General features: G+C 67.9%; 14 protein-coding genes. 11 read left to right on the top strand and 3 right to left on the bottom strand.

Annotated features, from left to right (window positions below):
• Nucleotides 1-282 precede the first annotated feature (282 nt).
• From J2W36_RS08950 to J2W36_RS08900, 11 genes are read left to right on the top strand one after another with little or no spacing between them, the layout of a single operon-like run.
• Nucleotides 283-1893 carry a 6-hydroxynicotinate reductase gene (locus tag J2W36_RS08950; protein WP_307689363.1) on the top strand — a complete coding sequence of 537 codons (1611 nt, stop codon included), beginning with the start codon at nucleotides 283-285 and terminating at the stop codon, nucleotides 1891-1893.
• Nucleotides 1894-1907: 14 nt separating this feature from the next.
• Nucleotides 1908-2867: a UPF0280 family protein gene (locus tag J2W36_RS08945; protein ID WP_307689362.1), complete on the top strand. Its 960-nt coding sequence runs from the start codon at nucleotides 1908-1910 to the stop codon at nucleotides 2865-2867.
• Nucleotides 2868-2886: 19 nt separating this feature from the next.
• Nucleotides 2887-3528: an amino acid synthesis family protein gene (locus J2W36_RS08940; RefSeq protein WP_307689361.1), complete on the top strand. Its 642-nt coding sequence runs from the start codon at nucleotides 2887-2889 to the stop codon at nucleotides 3526-3528.
• A gap of 23 nt (nucleotides 3529-3551) precedes the next feature.
• A complete protein-coding gene (locus J2W36_RS08935) occupies nucleotides 3552-4136 on the top strand; it encodes an amino acid synthesis family protein (protein WP_307689360.1) in 585 nt (194 codons plus the stop codon).
• A 59-nt stretch (nucleotides 4137-4195) separates the two neighbouring features.
• A complete protein-coding gene (locus tag J2W36_RS08930; RefSeq protein WP_307689359.1) occupies nucleotides 4196-5401 on the top strand; it encodes an ABC transporter substrate-binding protein in 1206 nt (401 codons plus the stop codon).
• 19 nt (nucleotides 5402-5420) lie between these two features.
• On the top strand, nucleotides 5421-7322 hold the full coding sequence (locus tag J2W36_RS08925) for an ABC transporter permease (protein WP_307689358.1): 1902 nt from the start codon (nucleotides 5421-5423) through the stop codon (nucleotides 7320-7322).
• On the top strand, nucleotides 7319-8089 hold the full coding sequence (locus J2W36_RS08920; protein ID WP_307689357.1) for an ABC transporter ATP-binding protein: 771 nt from the start codon (nucleotides 7319-7321) through the stop codon (nucleotides 8087-8089). The genes J2W36_RS08925 and J2W36_RS08920 overlap by 4 nt, the downstream gene beginning before the upstream one ends.
• Nucleotides 8086-8814 (top strand): ABC transporter ATP-binding protein, encoded by a 729-nt coding sequence (locus J2W36_RS08915; protein WP_307689356.1) that lies wholly within the window; start codon nucleotides 8086-8088, stop codon nucleotides 8812-8814. The genes J2W36_RS08920 and J2W36_RS08915 overlap by 4 nt, the downstream gene beginning before the upstream one ends.
• A 14-nt stretch (nucleotides 8815-8828) precedes the next feature.
• Entirely contained in the window at nucleotides 8829-9458 is a 630-nt protein-coding gene (gene pncA / locus J2W36_RS08910) for a bifunctional nicotinamidase/pyrazinamidase (RefSeq protein WP_307689355.1), read from the top strand.
• A 34-nt stretch (nucleotides 9459-9492) separates the two neighbouring features.
• Nucleotides 9493-9996, top strand: coding sequence for a (2Fe-2S)-binding protein (locus J2W36_RS08905; RefSeq protein WP_307689354.1), 504 nt, complete (start codon nucleotides 9493-9495; stop codon nucleotides 9994-9996).
• Nucleotides 9993-13697 (top strand): molybdopterin cofactor-binding domain-containing protein, encoded by a 3705-nt coding sequence (locus J2W36_RS08900; protein WP_307689353.1) that lies wholly within the window; start codon nucleotides 9993-9995, stop codon nucleotides 13695-13697. The genes J2W36_RS08905 and J2W36_RS08900 overlap by 4 nt, the downstream gene beginning before the upstream one ends.
• 30 nt (nucleotides 13698-13727) lie before the next feature.
• Here the strand turns inward: J2W36_RS08900 and J2W36_RS08895 are convergent, their stop codons facing one another.
• Genes J2W36_RS08895 through J2W36_RS08885 form a run of 3 tightly spaced genes read right to left on the bottom strand, consistent with a single transcriptional unit; the run spans nucleotide 13728 to nucleotide 16842 of the window.
• Nucleotides 13728-14204, bottom strand: coding sequence for a hypothetical protein (locus J2W36_RS08895; protein WP_307689352.1), 477 nt, complete (start codon nucleotides 14202-14204; stop codon nucleotides 13728-13730).
• A gap of 2 nt (nucleotides 14205-14206) precedes the next feature.
• Nucleotides 14207-15193 carry a tetratricopeptide repeat protein gene (locus tag J2W36_RS08890; protein ID WP_307689351.1) on the bottom strand — a complete coding sequence of 329 codons (987 nt, stop codon included), beginning with the start codon at nucleotides 15191-15193 and terminating at the stop codon, nucleotides 14207-14209.
• Nucleotides 15194-15219: 26 nt separating this feature from the next.
• The gene (locus J2W36_RS08885) at nucleotides 15220-16842 is read right to left on the bottom strand and encodes an SEL1-like repeat protein (protein WP_307689350.1); all 1623 of its coding nucleotides are present in this window, start codon (nucleotides 16840-16842) and stop codon (nucleotides 15220-15222) included.
• Nucleotides 16843-16848 lie beyond the last annotated feature (6 nt).

Here is a 16848-nt window from a genome sequence, read left to right as displayed (position 1 = left end):
GTCAAGTCAATAAGAGCGGGTTCGCAGGCCAGGGCGCTGCGGGCGGCTGATTCCGGAGCTTGCCACGACCGCCTTGCGGGTCAACCGCCTGCAGCCGTCACCTTCCAAAAGAAGGGGACGACCCGGATGAAAACGCCGTTGCGCGTTGGCACTGCTTTTGCTACATTGATTTTAAATGTAGTGTTTGCAACATGAAAGTGGAGTGAATGCTACACAAAGAGCAGGTCGATCACAAGCATCTTCCGGGCCACCAGAATCAGTGACACCACGACATTTTCCGCGATGACCGAACACACGAAAACAGATGGCCTTCCCGGCATGGACATGCCCGTGTTGCCAGAGGCTGCGGGCAAGCCTGCATTGCGCAACGAGCGCATGAATGCGGCCAAGGTCGAATGCAATGCGTGCCCGGTGCTCTGCCAGATTTCCGATGGCCGCACCGGTGCTTGCGACCGCTACGCCAACCGCGACGGCGTGCTGGTGCGGGTCGATCCGGTGGTGCTGCTGCGGCGCGCGGTGGCCAGCGAATCGCCGGCGCTGGTGCCTTTTGCACGAAGCGGTGCGCAGGAGGCACCGTCAGAGGGCGCCGACCCCGACTGGAACGGCGACCTGCTGCACGCCGACGAGGTGTTCGTCACCGGCGTCGGCTCTTCCACCACTTACCCCGACTACAAGCCTGCGCCCTTCATCGTGGCTTCCAAGGCGCAGGGCGTGGACATGGTGACCGTGGTCACCGAAGGCATCTTCAGCTACTGCAGCTTCAAGGTGAAGATCGACACCGACCGGTTCCTCGGCGCCGAACAGGCCAACGTGCGTTACCGCGGCGAGGTGGTCGGCCACGTCACCACGGCCGAATACGGCTCTCAGATGCTGTCGCTCGGCGGCGTGCACCACCTGACCGGCGGCAGCAAGAAGGAAGGCCGCATGACGGCCGAGCTGATGCAACTGCTGGGCAACAAGAAACCGGTGGAGTGCGTGATCGACGGTGGTGCGAGCATGGTCATCCAGGCCGGCAAGGCGCCCATCGTCAACGGCGTGGAGGAGCAGCGCATGCGGGTGGGCTGCGGCTCGGCCGCGGTGGGCATCTTTGCACGCCAGTTCGCGGCCGTGGCCGACGAGGTGGTGGTGGTCGACGACCACATCACCGGCGTGCTGACCGAGCACCAGGCCGGGCGCTGCCTGGACATGCCGCGCTCGGGCATCCAGATGCGCGGGCGCAAGTCGACGCCGGGGCGCTACTTCCAGGTCGCCAATCCGGGCAATGGCTGGGGGGGCACCGACATCGCCGATCCGCTGTCGATCATCGAGCGCTGGGAAGAGGGCGTGGCCAAGCCAGGATTGCGCCTGCTCATGACGTCGACCACGGGTGAGCACGCGCAGTGGTACGTGCTCGACGACGCGTTGCAACCGGTCGAGCAGCCCATGCCCGATGCGGTGCGCGCCATCGTCGAGCGCATCGGCGAGAACTGCGAACCGTCGCTGTGCACCGTGCTCTTTCTCGGTGGTGCGGGCGGCAGCCTGCGCGCCGGGGTGAGCGAGAACCCGGTGCTGCTCACGCGCGCCATCAAGCGCGCGCTGGTCAACGTGACCTGCGGCGGCGCGCCTGCCTATGTGTGGCCCGGCGGTGGCATCACGGTGATGGCCGACGTCATGCGCATGCCCGACAACAGCTTCGGCACGGTGCCCACGCCGGCCATCGTGGCGCCCATCGAATTCAGCATGCGCCTGGACGACTACGCCGCACTCGGCGGCCACGTGGACCACGTCTTCCCGCTGGAACAGGCGCTGGCACGCGGCGCGTGGCAGGACGACGGCGCACCCCTGGCGCGCCAGTGGGTGCAGATCGACCCGGCCAACCCGTGGCCGATCGGTCAACCTCCGATGCTCGGCTGAACGCAAGCTGCGCCATGTCCGCCCAACGCACGCCGCTCGACGGCCATCGCTGGCACTGGCACCACGGCCCGATCGACATCGTGGCCGAGGCGCACGGCGAAGCCGCTGCCGTGGCCGCCGCGCACGAAGCGGCGTGGCAGCGCTTCGCGGGCCTGCTCGACGAACTGGTGGGCGAGCTGCCACTGCTGCGCCAGCCCGTGGGCCCTGCGCACGGGCTGCACGGACTGCACGGACTGCACCACCTGCAGGGCCCGGTGGCGCGGCGGATGTGGCAGGCCTGTGCGCCCTTTCGCGCCGGCTTCATCACGCCGATGGCGGCCGTGGCGGGCGCCGTGGCGCAGGAACTCATCGCTTGCTATCAGCGTCCGGGCATCGAGCGCGCGTGGATCAACAACGGCGGCGACATCGCGCTGCATTTGGCGCCCGGCGCATCGGCACGCATCGGCGTCTTTGCCGACCTTGCGAACTACGACGTGCGCGATGCGCTGGCGCCGGGGCGCGATCTGCCGGTCGATGGCGCTTTCGAGCTGCATGCCGACATGCCCGTGCGCGGCGTCGCCACCAGCGGCTGGCGCGGGCGCAGTTTTTCGCTGGGCATCGCCGACAGCGTGACGGTGCTTGCCGCCACGGCCGCCCAGGCCGATGCAGCGGCCACGGTGATCGGCAATGCGGTCGACGTGGTCGACGCGGCCATCACGCGCCGACCGGCCAGTGAATGCAAGGATCAGAGCGACCTGGGCGACATTCCCGTGACGGTCGATGTACCGCCGCTGGCGCCCGCGCAGGTGCGCCGTGCACTCGATGCGGGCGCGGCCCGCGCCCTCGCGCTGCAGGGCGAAGGCCGCATCTGGTCGGCCGTGCTGGTGTGCCAGGGCCAGTGGCAGGTCGTGAACCCTTTATGCTCCAGCGCCAAGGGCGTGCACAGGCTCTCTTCGCAGGCAGCCCGTCATGCAGTTGGTTCAGTATTTGCTTAACGAAAAGCAAGGCCATTCAATGATCGATATCCGTCGCGTTTTCACCCATGTCGAGCACATCCACCACGAGTTCGGTCCGCGCGCCGCGGTGCCGCTGGTGCGCGGTGCCGTCGGCGTGGTGCTGACCAATCCCTTCGCCGGCCGTTACGAGCCCGACATCCTGCCGATGATGAAGCTGCTCGACCCCGTGGGCGTGGACATGGCGCATCGCCTGCGCGCGGCCATGGACGTGCCGGTCGAGCGCATCGCCACCTACGGCAAGGGCGCCATCGTCGGCGCCGCCGGCGAGCTGGAGCACGGTGCGCTCTGGCACGTGCCCGGCGGCTACGCGATGCGCGAGCTGCTCGGCTGGAAGGGCGATCGCGATGCCTACCGGCAAGGCAAGGCCGAGGACAAGACCGGCCAGCCGGCCAACGCGCTGTCGATCGTGCCCTCGACCAAGAAGGTCGGCGCGCCGGGCACCACGCTCGACGTGCCGCTGACCAACATCAATGCGAGCTACGTGCGCGGACAGTTCGACGCGATCGAGGTGCGCGTGCCCGGCGCGCCTGCAGCCGACGAGATCGTGTTCATCCTCGCGATGACCACCGGCTACCGCATCCACGAACGCGTGGGCGGGCTGCGTGCAGAAGACATTTCCAAATGGGACGGCCTGCGCTGACCCGACGAGACCAAGGAGCATCCATGACTGTCGAAATTCGCAAACTCATCGTCCAGGTCGACGAGACCCGCAAGGAAATGGGCCAGGACGTCACGCCGCCCACGCGCCGCGCCGTCGCCATCGCCGTGATCGAGAACCCCTACGCGGGTCGGTACAGCGAGAACCTCGATGCGTTGATTGCCATCGGCGAAGAGCTCGGTGCGCTGCTGGGCCAGAAGGCCGTGGCCGCGCTGGGCATCGAACCCGGCCAGGCGCAGAGCTACGGCAAGGCCGCGATCGTCGGTGAAGCGGGCGAGCTCGAGCATGCCGCGGCGATCCTGCATCCCAAGCTCGGTGCGCCGCTGCGCGTGGCGGTCGAGAAGGGTGCTGCGCTGGTGCCCTCGGCCAAGAAGCGCGGCACGCTGGGCACGGCCATCGACGTGCCGCTCGGCCACAAGGATGCGGCCTTCGTTCGCAGCCATTTCGACGCCATCGAGGCGCGCGTGTCCGACGCGCCGCGCGCCAACGAGATCGTCGTGGCCGTGGCGGTGACCGACAGCGGCCGACCGCTGCCGCGCGTCGGCGGCCTGCAGCACAGCGAGGTCAAGGGCCAGGACGGCCTGCGATAGCGCCGGCCTTGCGCCTGACTTTTTTTGCGTCTCTTTTCTTGTCCCCTAGGAGTTTCCCGATGAATCACTTGCGTCATGTCTTCAGTGCAGCCGCCCTCGCCACGCTCGCCACCGCCCTTGTGCCCGCGCATGCCCAAGGCGTGATCAAGATCGGCGAGGTCAACAGCTACAAGGCCCAGCCCGCCTTCCTCGAGCCCTACAAGAAGGGGATGGAGCTGGCCGTCGAGGAGATCAATGCCAAGGGCGGCGTCAACGGCAAGAAGATCGAACTCATCACGCGCGACGACAACGCCAACCCAGGTGACGCCGTGCGCGTGGCCGAGGAACTGATCTCGCGCGAGAAGATCGACGTGCTCGCCGGCACCTTCCTGTCGAACACCGGCCTGGCCGTGGCCGACTTCGCCAAGCAGAAGAAGTTCTTCTTCCTGGCCGGCGAGCCGCTGACCGACAAGATGACCTGGCAGGGTGGCAACCAGTACACCTTCCGCCTGCGCCCGGGCACCTACATGCAGGCCGCGATGCTGGTGCCTGAGGCCGTCAAGCTCAAGAAGAAGCGCTGGGCCGTCGTGTACCCCAACTACGAGTACGGCCAGTCGGCCGTGGCTGCATTCAAGACGCTGCTCAAGGCGGCGCAGCCCGACGTCGAGTTCGTCGCCGAACAGGCACCGCCGCTGGGCAAGGTCGATGCGGGCAGCGTGGCGCAGGCGCTGGCCGATGCGAAGCCCGACGCGATCTTCAACGTACTCTTCGGTGCCGACCTCTCCAAGTTCGTGCGCGAAGGCAACACGCGCGGCCTGTTCAAGGACCGCGAGGTGGTCAGCGTGCTGACCGGCGAGCCCGAGTACCTCGACCCGCTCAAGGACGAAACGCCCAACGGCTGGATCGTCACCGGCTACCCGTGGTACGGCATCCAGACGCCGGAACACAAGGCCTTCTTCCTGGCCTACCACGAGAAGTACAAGGACTATCCGCGCCTGGGCTCTGTGGTCGGCTATTCGATGATCAAGTCGGCCGCGGCCGGCATCGCCAAGGCCAAGAGCACCGACAGCGCCAAGCTGGTCGAGGCGTTCAAGGGCCTGCAGGTCGACACGCCCTTCGGCAAGATCACCTACCGCGCCGAGGACCATCAGTCCACCATGGGCGCCTTCGTCGGCAAGACGAAGAACGACAACGGCAAGGGCGTGATGGTTGACTACACCTACTTCGACGGCGCCAAGTTCCAGCCGCCTGCCGCCGACGTCAAGAAGTCGCGCGCCGCCGACTGACCTTCCGAGCAAGCCCACCATGAGTTTTTCCGGTTTCATCGTTCAGCTGCTCAACGGGCTGGCGGGGGCGTCCTCGCTGTTCTTCGTGGCCGCGGGGTTGTCGCTGATCTTCGGGGTGACGCGCATCGTCAATTTCGCGCACGGCTCCTTCTTCATGGTGGGCATCTACATCGCTTACACGCTGGTCGAGAAGCTGGGCACGGGCCTGGGCTTCTGGCCGGCGCTCGCGCTCGCGGCGGTCTCGGTGGGCGTGCTGGGTGCCCTCATCGAGGTGGTGCTGCTGCGCCGCATCTACAAGGCGCCCGAGCTGTTCCAGTTGCTGGCAACCTTTGCGCTGGTGCTGGTCATCAAGGACGCCGTGCTGTGGCTCTGGGGGCCGGACGAACTGCTCGGGCCGCGCGCGCCGGGCCTGTCGGGCTCGGTCCTGATCCTCGGGCGCCAGTTCCCGGCCTATGACCTGTTCCTGATCGTGGTCGGACCCATCGTGCTGGCGCTGGTGTGGCTGCTGCTCACGCGCACGCGCTTCGGAACGCTGGTGCGTGCGGCCACGCAGGACCGCGAGATGGTCAGTGCGCTGGGCATCAACCAGGCCTGGCTGTTCACGGCGGTGTTCGCACTGGGCGCCATGCTCGCAGGCCTGGGCGGTGCGCTGCAACTGCCGCGCGAGCCGGCCACGCTGGAGATGGACCTCAACACCATCGGCGCGGCCTTCGTGGTCGTGGTGGTGGGCGGCATGGGCTCCATTCCGGGTGCCTATGCGGCTGCGCTGCTGATCGCCGAGATCAAGGCCATCTGCATCTGGCTCGGTGTGGTCGACATCTTCGGCTACAGCGTCTCCTTCTCGAAGCTCACGCTGGTGGTGGACTTCATCGTGATGGCAGTGGTGCTGGTGTGGCGTCCGTGGGGCCTGTTCGGTCGCCCGCAGGCGCCCAGCCGTTACGTGGGCATGCAGGAAGAGCCGCTGCGTCGGGCAAGTCGCACCTACCTCGTGGCCGCCGCGCTGTTCGGTCTGGTGCTGGTCGCGCTGCCGTGGCTCACGGCCGACTCGCCCTACACCATGGTGCTGGCCATCGACCTGCTGATCGCGGCCCTGTTTGCAGCCAGCCTGCACTTCATCATGGGTCCGGCCGGCATGCATTCCTTCGGCCACGCAGCGTACTTCGGGCTCGGCGCCTATGGCGCGGCGTTGCTGGTGCGTGCGAGTGGCATGCCGATGGAAGCGGCGCTCGTGGTCGCACCTTTCGTGGCAGCGCTCGGCGCCTTCGTCTACGGCTGGTTCGCCGTGCGGCTGTCGGGGGTGTACCTGGCCATGCTCACGCTGGCCTTCGCGCAGATCACCTGGGCCGTGACCTACCAGTGGGACGCGTTCACCGGTGGCAGCAACGGGCTGACCGGCGTGTGGCCCTCGGAATGGCTGTCGGACAAGCGCGTCTACTACGTGCTCACGCTGGTGCTGGTGGGCGCGGGCGTGATGTGGCTGCGCCGCGTGCTGTTCTCGCCCTTCGGCTATGCGCTGCGGGCCGGGCGCGACTCGGTGCTGCGCGCGGATGCGATCGGCATCGACGTCAAGCGCATGCAATGGGCTGCCTTCGTGATCGCGGGTGGCGTGGCCGGCCTGGCCGGTGCGCTCTATGCGTTTTCCAAGGGCAGCATCTCGCCCGAGAGCATGGCGGTGGGCAAGTCGGTCGACGGGCTGGTGATGGTGCTGCTGGGCGGCATCCAGACACTGGCCGGTCCGGTGGTCGGTGCGGTCACCTTCACCTGGCTGCACGACACGGTGGCGCGCAACACCGACTACTGGCGCGCGATGCTCGGCGCCATCATCCTGATCCTGGTGCTGCTGTTCCCGCAGGGCATCGCCGGCTTTGCCAAGCAACTGTTCGACCGCGTGCGCGGTGGCGCGAAGGAAACGAAGGCATGAGCCTGCTGCAAGTCAACAACCTGGGCAAGTCGTTCGGCGGCGTGAAGGCCGTCGACGGCATCAGCTTCGAGCTGGCCGCCGGCGAGCTGCTGGCGCTCATCGGGCCCAACGGCGCGGGCAAGTCGACCACCTTCAACATGGTCAATGGGCAGCTCAAGGCCGACCAGGGTTCGATCCTGTTCGACGGCGAGGAACTCGTGGGCCGCAGGCCGCGCGAGATCTGGCGCCGTGGCGTGGGCCGCACCTTCCAGATCGCGGAAACCTTCGCGTCGCTCACCGTGGTGGAGAACGTGCAGATGGCCTTGCTCTCGCACGACGGCAAGCTGTTCTCGACCTGGCGCCGTGCGGCCGACTACCGGCGCGACGACGCCCTGCAGCTGCTCGACCAGGTCGGCATGCAGCGCCAGGCGGACCGGCCCTGCAGCGTGCTGGCCTATGGCGACGTCAAGCGCGTCGAACTGGCCATCGCCATGGCCAACAGCCCGAAGCTGCTGCTGATGGACGAGCCCACGGCGGGCATGGCGCCCCAGGAACGCAACTCGCTCATGGCACTGACCAAGGAGCTCGTCGTCCAGCGCGGAATGGCCGTGCTCTTCACCGAGCACAGCATGGACGTGGTGTTCGCCTATGCCGACCGCATGATCGTGCTGGCCCGTGGCCGGCTGATCGCGCAGGGCAAGCCCCTGGAGATACGCGACCACCCGAAGGTGCAGGAGGTGTACTTCGGCAGCGGCAAGACATTCGAAAACAAGGAGGCCGCGACATGACCGACACACTCCTCGAAGCCAAGTCGCTGTGCGCCTGGTACGGCGCTGCGCAGATCCTCTACGACGTCGACCTGGAGGTGCGCCGCGGCGAAGTCGTGGCGCTCATGGGCCGCAACGGCGCGGGCAAGTCGACCACGCTCAAGACGCTGATCGGCATGCTTTCCAAGCGCCGGGGGAGCGTTCGCTTTCTCGGCCAGGACATCTCGCGCAGCGAGCCGCACGTGGCCGCGCGCATGGGCCTGGGCTTCGTGCCCGAAGACCGGCGCGTGTTCACCGACCTCACGGTCATGGAGAACCTCGAGGTCGGCCGGCAGCCCGCGCGGCGCTGGGCCGACGGCACCGATGCGCCGCTGTGGACACCCGAGCGGCTCTTCAAGCTCTTTCCCAACCTGGGCGAGATGCCCCAGCGCCCGGGTGGCCGCATGAGCGGCGGCGAGCAGCAGATGCTCACCGTGGCCCGCACGCTGATGGGCAACCCGTACCTGGTGCTGCTCGACGAGCCCTCCGAAGGTGTGGCGCCCGTCATCGTCGAGCAGATGGCCCAGATGATCCTGGAGCTCAAGGCGCAGGGCGTGAGCATCCTGCTGTCCGAGCAGAACATGCATTTCGCCGAGCTGGTGTCCGACCGTGCCTACGTGCTGGAGAAGGGGCAGATCCGCTACCAGGCCAGCATGGCCGAACTCTCGGCCAACGACGAAGTGCGCCGGGCCTATCTTTCGGTATGACCAGGAGACCGTGAATGCGCACCTTTCCCGCCCATGTCGCGCTGATCGTGGTGGACGTACAGAACGGCTTCATCGAAGGCGGCGGTCTGCCCGTGGTGGACGGCGCCGCCGTGGTGCCGGTCATCAACCGCCTGGCGCCGGCCTTCGAGAACATCGTGATCACCCAGGACTGGCACCCGGCCGGGCATGCGTCCTTCGCCAGCAGCCACGCGGGCCGCAAGCCCTATGACCTGGCGACGCTGCATTACGGCCCACAGGTGCTGTGGCCCGACCATTGCGTGCAGGGCACGCACGATGCGGCGCTGCACGCCGACCTGCATCTGCCGACGGCGCAGCTCATCATCCGCAAGGGCTTTCATCCCGGCATCGACAGCTACTCGGCCTTCGAGGAGGCCGACCGCCAGACCTCGACCGGCCTGGCGGGCTACCTGCGGGCGCGTGGCATCGACACGGTCTATGTGACCGGCCTGGCCACCGACTTCTGCGTGGCCTGGACCGCGCTCGATGCGCGCAAGCACGGCTTCGCGGCTTACGTGATCGAGGACGCCACGCGTGCGATCGACCTGAACGGTTCGCTCGCCGCGGCCTGGGCGCAGATGACGGCCCAGGGCGTCGGCCGCGTGCAGTCGGGCGAGCTGGCCTGAGCGTCCCGCTGCGCGGCCGAGCCCCCACCGACGAATGCCGACTTTCGAGCTCACGGTCAACGGCCAGGCACAGGCACTGACGGTGTCGCACACGGCGTCGCTGCTGCACGTGCTGCGCAACGACCTGGGCCTCAACGGCCCCAAGTACGGCTGCGGGCTGGGCCAGTGTGGCGCCTGCACGGTGTGGGTCGACGGCGTGGCCGCGCGGGCCTGCGTGATTCCGGCGCACGGCGTGGCAGGCCGCGCCATCACCACGCTGGAAGGCCTGGGTTCGCGTGGCGACTGGCATCCGGTGCAGCAGGCCTTCGAGGACGCCCAGGCCGCGCAGTGCGGCTACTGCCTCAACGGCATGGTGATGCAGGCCGCCGCGCTGCTCGCGCGCGAGCCGCATCCGGACGCGGCGCGCATCCGCAGCGAACTGTCGGGCAACCTGTGCCGTTGCGGCACGCACGTCGAAATCCTCGACGCAGTGCACCGCGCGGTCGTGCTGCTGGCGTCTCGTCGCGAGACACCGGCCTGCCGTGAGGCGCCGGTGTGACGCGCCGCGCCGACCTGCCCGCCACGCGCGCCGCATTCTTCGCCGCCCAGGGCGTGCTGCTGGTGGTGCGGCCGCCGCTGCCCGCACCGCCACCGGCGCAGGGTCAGCCCCCGCTGGTCACCGGCCATCCAATGGAAGGCGACGAGGTGCTGCTGGCCGTGTGGGACGACGGCAGCGCCACCGCACTGAGTGGCCACGTCGACCTGGGCACGGGCCTGCAGACCGCGCTGGCGCAGGTGGTGGCCGAAGAACTCGACCTCGGCCTGCCGCGCGTGCGCGTGATGCTCGGCGACACCGCGCGCGCGCCCAACCAGGGCGCGACCATTGCCAGCGCGTCATTGCAGATCCATGCGCAACCGCTCAAGCTCGCCGCGGCGCAGGCGCGCGCCTGGCTGCTGGCGCGCGCCGCCGAGCGGCTGGGCGTGGCGGTGGCGGCGCTCGCGGTAGACGACGGCACGGTGCGGGTCGTGGACGACACCGCGCATGCGGTCGGCTATGCCGAACTCCTCGCCGGCGCGCGCATGGTGCTGCACCTCGCGCATGACACGCCGCTCAAGGACCCGGCCGATCACCGTGTGGTCGGCACGCGCGTGCCACGGGTCGACATTCCGGCCAAGCTTGCGGGCGAGCTGGCCTTCGTGCACGACATGCGCGTGCCCGGCATGCTGCATGGTCGCGTGCTGCGCCCGCCCTATGCGGGCGCGGACCATGGCGACTTCATCGGCAACACGCTGGAGTCGGTCGACGAGGCCTCCATCGCGCACATCCCCGGCATCCGCTGCGTGGTGGTGATCCGCGACTTCGTGGGCATCGTGGCCGAGCGCGAGGAGCAGGCCGAGCAGGCGCTGCGCGAACTGCACGTGCGCTGGAAGCCGTGGCCCGGCCTGCCTGCGCTCGACGACCTCGAAAGCGCCTTGCGCGCCAACCCGTCGACCCAGCGCCTGCTGGTGGACGAGGGCGATGTCGACGGGGCACTGGCTGCGGCCGCGCAACCGATGGCACGCACCTACGTGTGGCCGTACCAGATGCATGCGTCGATCGGGCCGTCCTGCGCGCTGGCGCAGTGGCAGCCCGAAGGCGAAACCCTGAGCCTGCGCGTGTGGGCCGGCACGCAGAACCCGCACGTGCTGCGCGCCGACCTCGCCCGGCTCGTGGGCGTCGACGACCTGGCCGTCGACGTGGTGCGCATGGAAGCCGCCGGCTGCTACGGCCGCAACGGCGCCGACGACGTGGCCGCCGATGCCGCGCTGCTCGCGCGCGCGGCCGGTGCGCCGGTGCGCGTGCAGCTCACGCGCGAGCAGGAGCATGCGTGGGAGCCCAAGGGCGCGGCGCAGCTCATGCAGGTGCAGGGTGGGCTCGATGCCGCGGGCGGCCTGGCGGCCTACGACTTCGAGACCTCCTACCCGTCGAACGGCGCACCCACGCTGGCGCTGCTGCTCACGCGCACGGTCGAGCCGGTCGCGCAGGCCTACGAGATGGGTGACCGCACCGCGCGACCGCCTTACGCGTTCGACAACCTGCGCGTCAAGGTCAACGACATGGCGCCGATCGTGCGCGCCTCGTGGCTGCGCGGTGTGTCGGCGCTGCCGAACTCCTTCGCGCACGAGTCCTACATCGACGAGCTGGCCACCGCTGCGGGCGTGGACCCCGTCGCTTTCCGGCTGCGGTACCTGCACGATCCGCGCGCGGCCGAGCTGGTGCGCGAGACCGCGCAGAAGGCCGGCTGGCGCATGCGCACCGGACCGCAGGAAGGCGCGGATGGCGGCGACGTCCTTTTTGGTCAGGGCTTTGCCTACGCCCGCTACGTGCACAGCAAGTGGCCCGGCTTTGGCGCCGCCTGGTCGGCCTGGGTGGCCGATGTCGAGGTCAACCGCAAGACCGGCGAAGTGCACGTGCGGCGCGTGGTGGTCGGCCACGACGCGGGGCTGATGGTCAATCCGGCCGGCGTCGAGCACCAGATCCACGGCAACGTGCTGCAGACCGCCAGCCGCGCGCTCAAGGAGAAGGTGCGCTTCGCGCCGCAGCAGGCGCCAGGCACGGTGCTGACGCCCGGCCAGCAAGGCTCGGGCGTGGTGACCAGCCGCGAATGGGGCAGCTACCCGATCCTGAGCTTTCGCGACGTGCCGGTGATCGAGGTCGTGCACATGCAGCGCCCGGGCGAGCCGTCGCTGGGCGCGGGCGAATCGGCCTCCGTGCCCGGCACGGCGGCCATTGCCAATGCCATCTTCGATGCGACCGGGGTGCGCTTTCGCGCGCCGCCGTTCACGCCCGAGGTGGTGCGCGCTGCGCTGAATCCGCTGCCTTCCCCTTCGGCGGAGCGCGAGGGCCAGGGTGAGGGCACGCCCCCATTCCAGTCTTCCCGCCAGCGGGAAAGGGCGCAGGTCGATGCGCCCTGGCCCCGCAGGAAAAGCCTCTGGGCCACCGGCGCCGCGCTCGTCGTCGGCGGGTTGGGCGTGGTTGCGGGCCTGCTCGGCGGGCGCTCGGCGATCGCGCCGGTCACATTGAGCGCTTCGAGCGCACCGGTCTATAGCCAGGCCACCATCGAACGCGGACGGCAACTGGCCGCGATGGGCGACTGCGCGGTCTGCCACACCGCGCCCGGTGGTGCGCCCCACGCCGGCGGTCGCGCAATGCAGACGCCCTTCGGCACGCTGTACAGCACCAACCTCACGCCCGATGCCGAGACCGGCCTGGGCCGCTGGTCGTTCAGCGCGTTCCAGCGCGCAATGCGCGAAGGCATCTCGCGCGACGGCCATCACCTGTACCCCGCGTTCCCGTACACCGCCTTCGCCAAGACCAGCGACGACGACCTCCAGGCGCTGTACGCCTACTTCACGGCCATGGCCCCGGTGCACGCCCCCACGCCCGCGGCCGAGTTGGCCTTCCCGTTCAGCGTGCGCCCGCTCATGGCCGGATGGAACGCGCTCTTCCATGACTCCGCGCCCTACCAGCCGGTCGCCACGCAAAGCGCCGAGTGGAACCGCGGCGCCTACCTGGTCAACGGCCTGGGCCACTGCGGCGCGTGCCACACGCCACGCAACGCACTCGGCGCGGAGCAGGGCGGAAGTGCCTTCCTGTCGGGCGCGATGGTCGACGGCTGGGAGGCGCCCGCGCTCACGGCGCTGTCGAAGTCCGCCGTGCCCTGGGATGCCGATGCGCTCTACCGCTACCTGCGAAACGGCCATGCGCCGTCGCACGGCACCGCCGGCGGCCCGATGGCCGAGGTGGTGCGCGAACTGCAGCAGGTGCCCGACGAGGACATCCGCGCGATGAGCACCTACCTCGCGTCCTTCAACCCGAAGGTGCCTGACCCGAAGGCGCTGGCCGCGCAGGCCGTGCAGACGGCTGCCGCCAACAAGGGCCGGCTGCTCGGCGCGCCGCAGCGCCTGTTCGACAACGCCTGCGCCGCCTGCCACCACGACGGCGACGGGCCGACGCTGCTGGGCGTGAACACGCCGCTCGCGCTCAACACCAACCTCACGAGCGACCGGCCGGACAACCTGCTGCGCACCATCCTCGACGGCGTGCGAGAGCCGGCCACGAAGGACATCGGCTTCATGCCGGCCTTCGGCGATGCGCTGGACGACGCGCAGATCGTCGAGCTGGCCGGCTACATGCGCGCGCGCTTCGCGCCGCAGGCCGCGCCCTGGCCGACGCTGGCGAAGGACGTGGCGCGGCTGCGGGCGGGGAGCCCACGATAAGGTGGCCAGTGCAGCGGCAAGGTTCGTGCGTCAAGGCCGCCAGAGTTCATTGGAGAAAAGGGTCAGTTGGCGCTGGCGTTCTTTCACGGCGAGCGCAAAAGCCTGCTCGTAGCCATGAAGGTCTATCCGGAAAGAGCGACTGATGGGGCGGCCGTTGACCACCGTGACCGCCTTCCAGCACTGGGTTCCTGTTGACCTTGTGTAGAGCGATACGCCGGCCACGCCGCTGGTGTTGTTCGGGCGAAGCTGGGTGGCATAGCCTTCTTTGGTGTAACCCGGGTGCGTCGCGAAGATCTCGTCGCGCCATGCCTGGGCGGCCCGCAGCGAGGCCTTCTTGCCGCCATACACCGAGTCGCTGAAAACGCTGCGAAATAGTTGATGACTTCGTCGGATGTCAACGTACCAGGCTTGGCGACTTGCGCGTCGCCCGATGCAGCGCATTGGGGATACCTGAATCATCAAAGCACCATTCGTCGGTCGCTTGCCCTGAAAAATCTGCTCGTCCAATCTCACATGGGCCCGCGCTTGGCGGCATCGATCAGGGTCTGGGGGTCGCCATCCCACATGGGGAGTTCGGCGGGGGGTAAAGGCAGTACCTTGTCCAGGTTGGGCAGGCGCAGATCTGGGTTGCGTTCGAGGGCTGCTCGGAGTTCGCGGTAGCGGTCTGCGCGGGCTGTATCGATTGTGTATGCGTTCAGAGGTTCCGCATCCCGAAAGGTTGCAGACAAGTAGCCCGCACTTTGTGAGCTACCGAATTTCACTGCATCGTGGAGGATGTTGAGGGCGCGAGCGTAGTACGAGGCGGCTTGACCGGGCATGAGCCCCAGCGACATGCCTAACTTAAAGGCACCATCCCCATTGGCCTGTGCATAGCTACATTCCAACATCTTGAGACCCACCTTCTCGTTGCCCCAGAACCCTTGGCTTGGGTTGTCATAGGTGGCATCCAACTTCTCACCCAAGAAGGCTTGCGCGTCCGCACTCCCCATGTCGGCCGCCAGTTGCCAGAACCCATAGGCTCGGCTTGTGTCGCCCTTCACACCGATGCTGCGCTGGTGGTACGTGCCCATCTTGTCGAAGGCGGCCGGCACACCTTGCTTCATCAAGCCTTCGACGATCAGCACCGCCTTCTCGGTGTCTTGCTCGACGCCCAGGCCCTGCTCGTACAGGCCCGCCAGATTCAAAGCAGCCTTCCAGTGCCCCAGGTCCGCCGCCTTCTTCCACAGCACCGCAGCCTTCGCATAGTCGCGCTTGTCCTCGGTCCATGACCGCTCGTAGCGGGTCACGGCCATGCCCTCCTGGAAGAGCGCGTCTGCTTCTGCGGTGATCGGTGGATTCGCATCAGCCTCGTACTTGCAGGTGAAGTCGGCCCGATGCGGGTCGAAGGCCTTGAGGTTCATGTTGCGGGGCAGGCTACTCAAGGTACAACCTGCGGCGCCGATCAGCATCGCGGCCAGCGACAGCAGGATGCCGGCGTTGCAGGTGACCGTGGCCATGCATGGCCCGCGTGATTCACGGTGAATCACGCCAACGGCTTTCCTTGGTCATCGTGCAGATCGGTCAGCGTCACGTCGACCCGCCCCGAGGATCGGACCTGGTTGGCGTTGTCCAGCCACAGCCAGCTCACCTGGTGCACTTCGATCTCCAGGTGCTGCGCCTTGGGGTCCGGGAAGCGCTGGCCCTGCTTCACATACGCAAAGCCACGATCGCCTGCGTTGTAGACCTTCGCCAGAGGATGGCCCGGTCGCACCTGCCCGACCCACACGCCGGTCTGGGGGCAAGGGTGTGCGCCGTGGCAGCGCAGCAAGGGCTCCGGCACGCGGGTGCCGCGGGCGATGCCCTGCACGACCAGGGGGTGCGCCGGCGCAGCGGGGAGTTGGATGGCTTCACCCAGGTAGTGCCAACTCGCGGGATTGAACCGGGCGTACTCGCCCATGCGCCGGCGATCGGTGGCATCGAAGGTTTCACCCTTGGCATAGCGCAGGGGAATCTGAAGATCGTTCCACTCGCGCTGGAATGCCCGGCCCACATCCTTCACCCGTGCGATCCAGTAGCCGCTGTAGGGCACCACGGCTTGTTCGGCCTGGGGGTCGATGAGGTAGTGGCCGCTGTAGTTGAGCGGCTGGGCGACACGTTCGGCGGCTGGTGGCAGGGGCTGGCGCGCCAAGCCGTAGCCTTGCGGAATGTGGGCGCGGCCCGTGCGCTGCGAGCCGGCGCTGGGAGGGGTCTTGGGCACGGGCACCAGCCGCTTGGCGGCGTCGATCAGGGTCTGGGGGTCGCCGTCCCACATGGGGAGGTCGGCGGGAGGCAGGGGGAGTACCTTGTCCAGGTTGGGCAGGCGAAGGTCGGGGTTGCGTTCGAGGGCGGCTCGGAGTTCGTGATAGCGGTCAGCGCGGGCGGGGTCGATCAAGTTTCCAGTGAGAGGCCGCCCTTGATTGAAGTACGAAGATAGGTAGCCCGCGCTCTCGGGACTACCGAATTTCACGGCATCGTGCAAGGCTTTCAGGGAACGGCCGTAATTCTCTCCGAGCGACTTGTCGTCACCGTTGATGGTCACGCCCAACTCAAAAGCTCCAGTTCCATTTCCCTGCGCATAGCTGCACTCCAGCATCTTGATTGCAACCTTGCGATTGCCCCAAAAGCCCTGACCTGGATTGTCATAGGCTCCTGACATCTTGGTGCCCAGAAAGGCCTGCGCGTCCGCGCTCCCCATGTCCGCCGCCAGTTGCCAGAACCCATAGGCGCGGCTGGTGTCACCCTTCACACCGATGCTGCGCTGGTGGTACGTGCCCATCTTGTCGAAGGCGGCCGGCACACCTTGCTTCATCAGGCCTTCGACGATCAGCACCGCCTTCTCAGTGTCCTGCTCCATGCCCAGCCCCTGCTCATATAAGCCGGCGAGGTTCAAGGCGGCCTTCCAGTGCCCCAGGTCCGCCGCCTGCTTCCACAGCACCGCAGCCTTCGCATAGTCGCGCTTGTCCTCGGTCCACGATCGCTCGTAGCGGGTCACCGCCATGCCCTCCTGGAAGAGCGCTTCGGACTCCGGGGTGATTGGTGGATTGGCGTCGGCCTCGTACTTGCAGGTGAAGTCCGCCCGATGCGGATCGAAGGCCTTGAGGCTCATGTTGCGGGGCAGGTTACTCATGGTGCA

The organism is Variovorax ginsengisoli (genome assembly GCF_030811835.1).
Classification (GTDB): Bacteria; Pseudomonadota; Gammaproteobacteria; order Burkholderiales; family Burkholderiaceae_C; genus Variovorax; species Variovorax ginsengisoli_C.
Note: the sequence above shows the minus strand (reverse complement) of the source record. Positions and strands in the feature narration are given on the sequence as shown.

Bases quoted from the DNA above. Each gene is read 5' to 3' on its own strand.
- J2W36_RS08925 (WP_307689358.1), top strand. From the start codon at position 5,421: ATGAGTTTTTCCGGTTTCATCGTTCAGCTGCTCAACGGGCTGGCGGGG.
- J2W36_RS08885 (WP_307689350.1), bottom strand. From the start codon at position 16,842: ATGAGTAACCTGCCCCGCAACATGAGCCTCAAGGCCTTCGATCCGCAT.
- J2W36_RS08935 (WP_307689360.1), top strand. From the start codon at position 3,552: ATGACTGTCGAAATTCGCAAACTCATCGTCCAGGTCGACGAGACCCGC.
- J2W36_RS08950 (WP_307689363.1), top strand. From the start codon at position 283: ATGACCGAACACACGAAAACAGATGGCCTTCCCGGCATGGACATGCCC.
- J2W36_RS08915 (WP_307689356.1), top strand. From the start codon at position 8,086: ATGACCGACACACTCCTCGAAGCCAAGTCGCTGTGCGCCTGGTACGGC.
- pncA (WP_307689355.1), top strand. From the start codon at position 8,829: ATGCGCACCTTTCCCGCCCATGTCGCGCTGATCGTGGTGGACGTACAG.
- J2W36_RS08890 (WP_307689351.1), bottom strand. From the start codon at position 15,193: ATGGCCACGGTCACCTGCAACGCCGGCATCCTGCTGTCGCTGGCCGCG.
- J2W36_RS08930 (WP_307689359.1), top strand. From the start codon at position 4,196: ATGAATCACTTGCGTCATGTCTTCAGTGCAGCCGCCCTCGCCACGCTC.
- J2W36_RS08940 (WP_307689361.1), top strand. From the start codon at position 2,887: ATGATCGATATCCGTCGCGTTTTCACCCATGTCGAGCACATCCACCAC.
- J2W36_RS08920 (WP_307689357.1), top strand. From the start codon at position 7,319: ATGAGCCTGCTGCAAGTCAACAACCTGGGCAAGTCGTTCGGCGGCGTG.
- J2W36_RS08905 (WP_307689354.1), top strand. From the start codon at position 9,493: ATGCCGACTTTCGAGCTCACGGTCAACGGCCAGGCACAGGCACTGACG.
- J2W36_RS08945 (WP_307689362.1), top strand. From the start codon at position 1,908: ATGTCCGCCCAACGCACGCCGCTCGACGGCCATCGCTGGCACTGGCAC.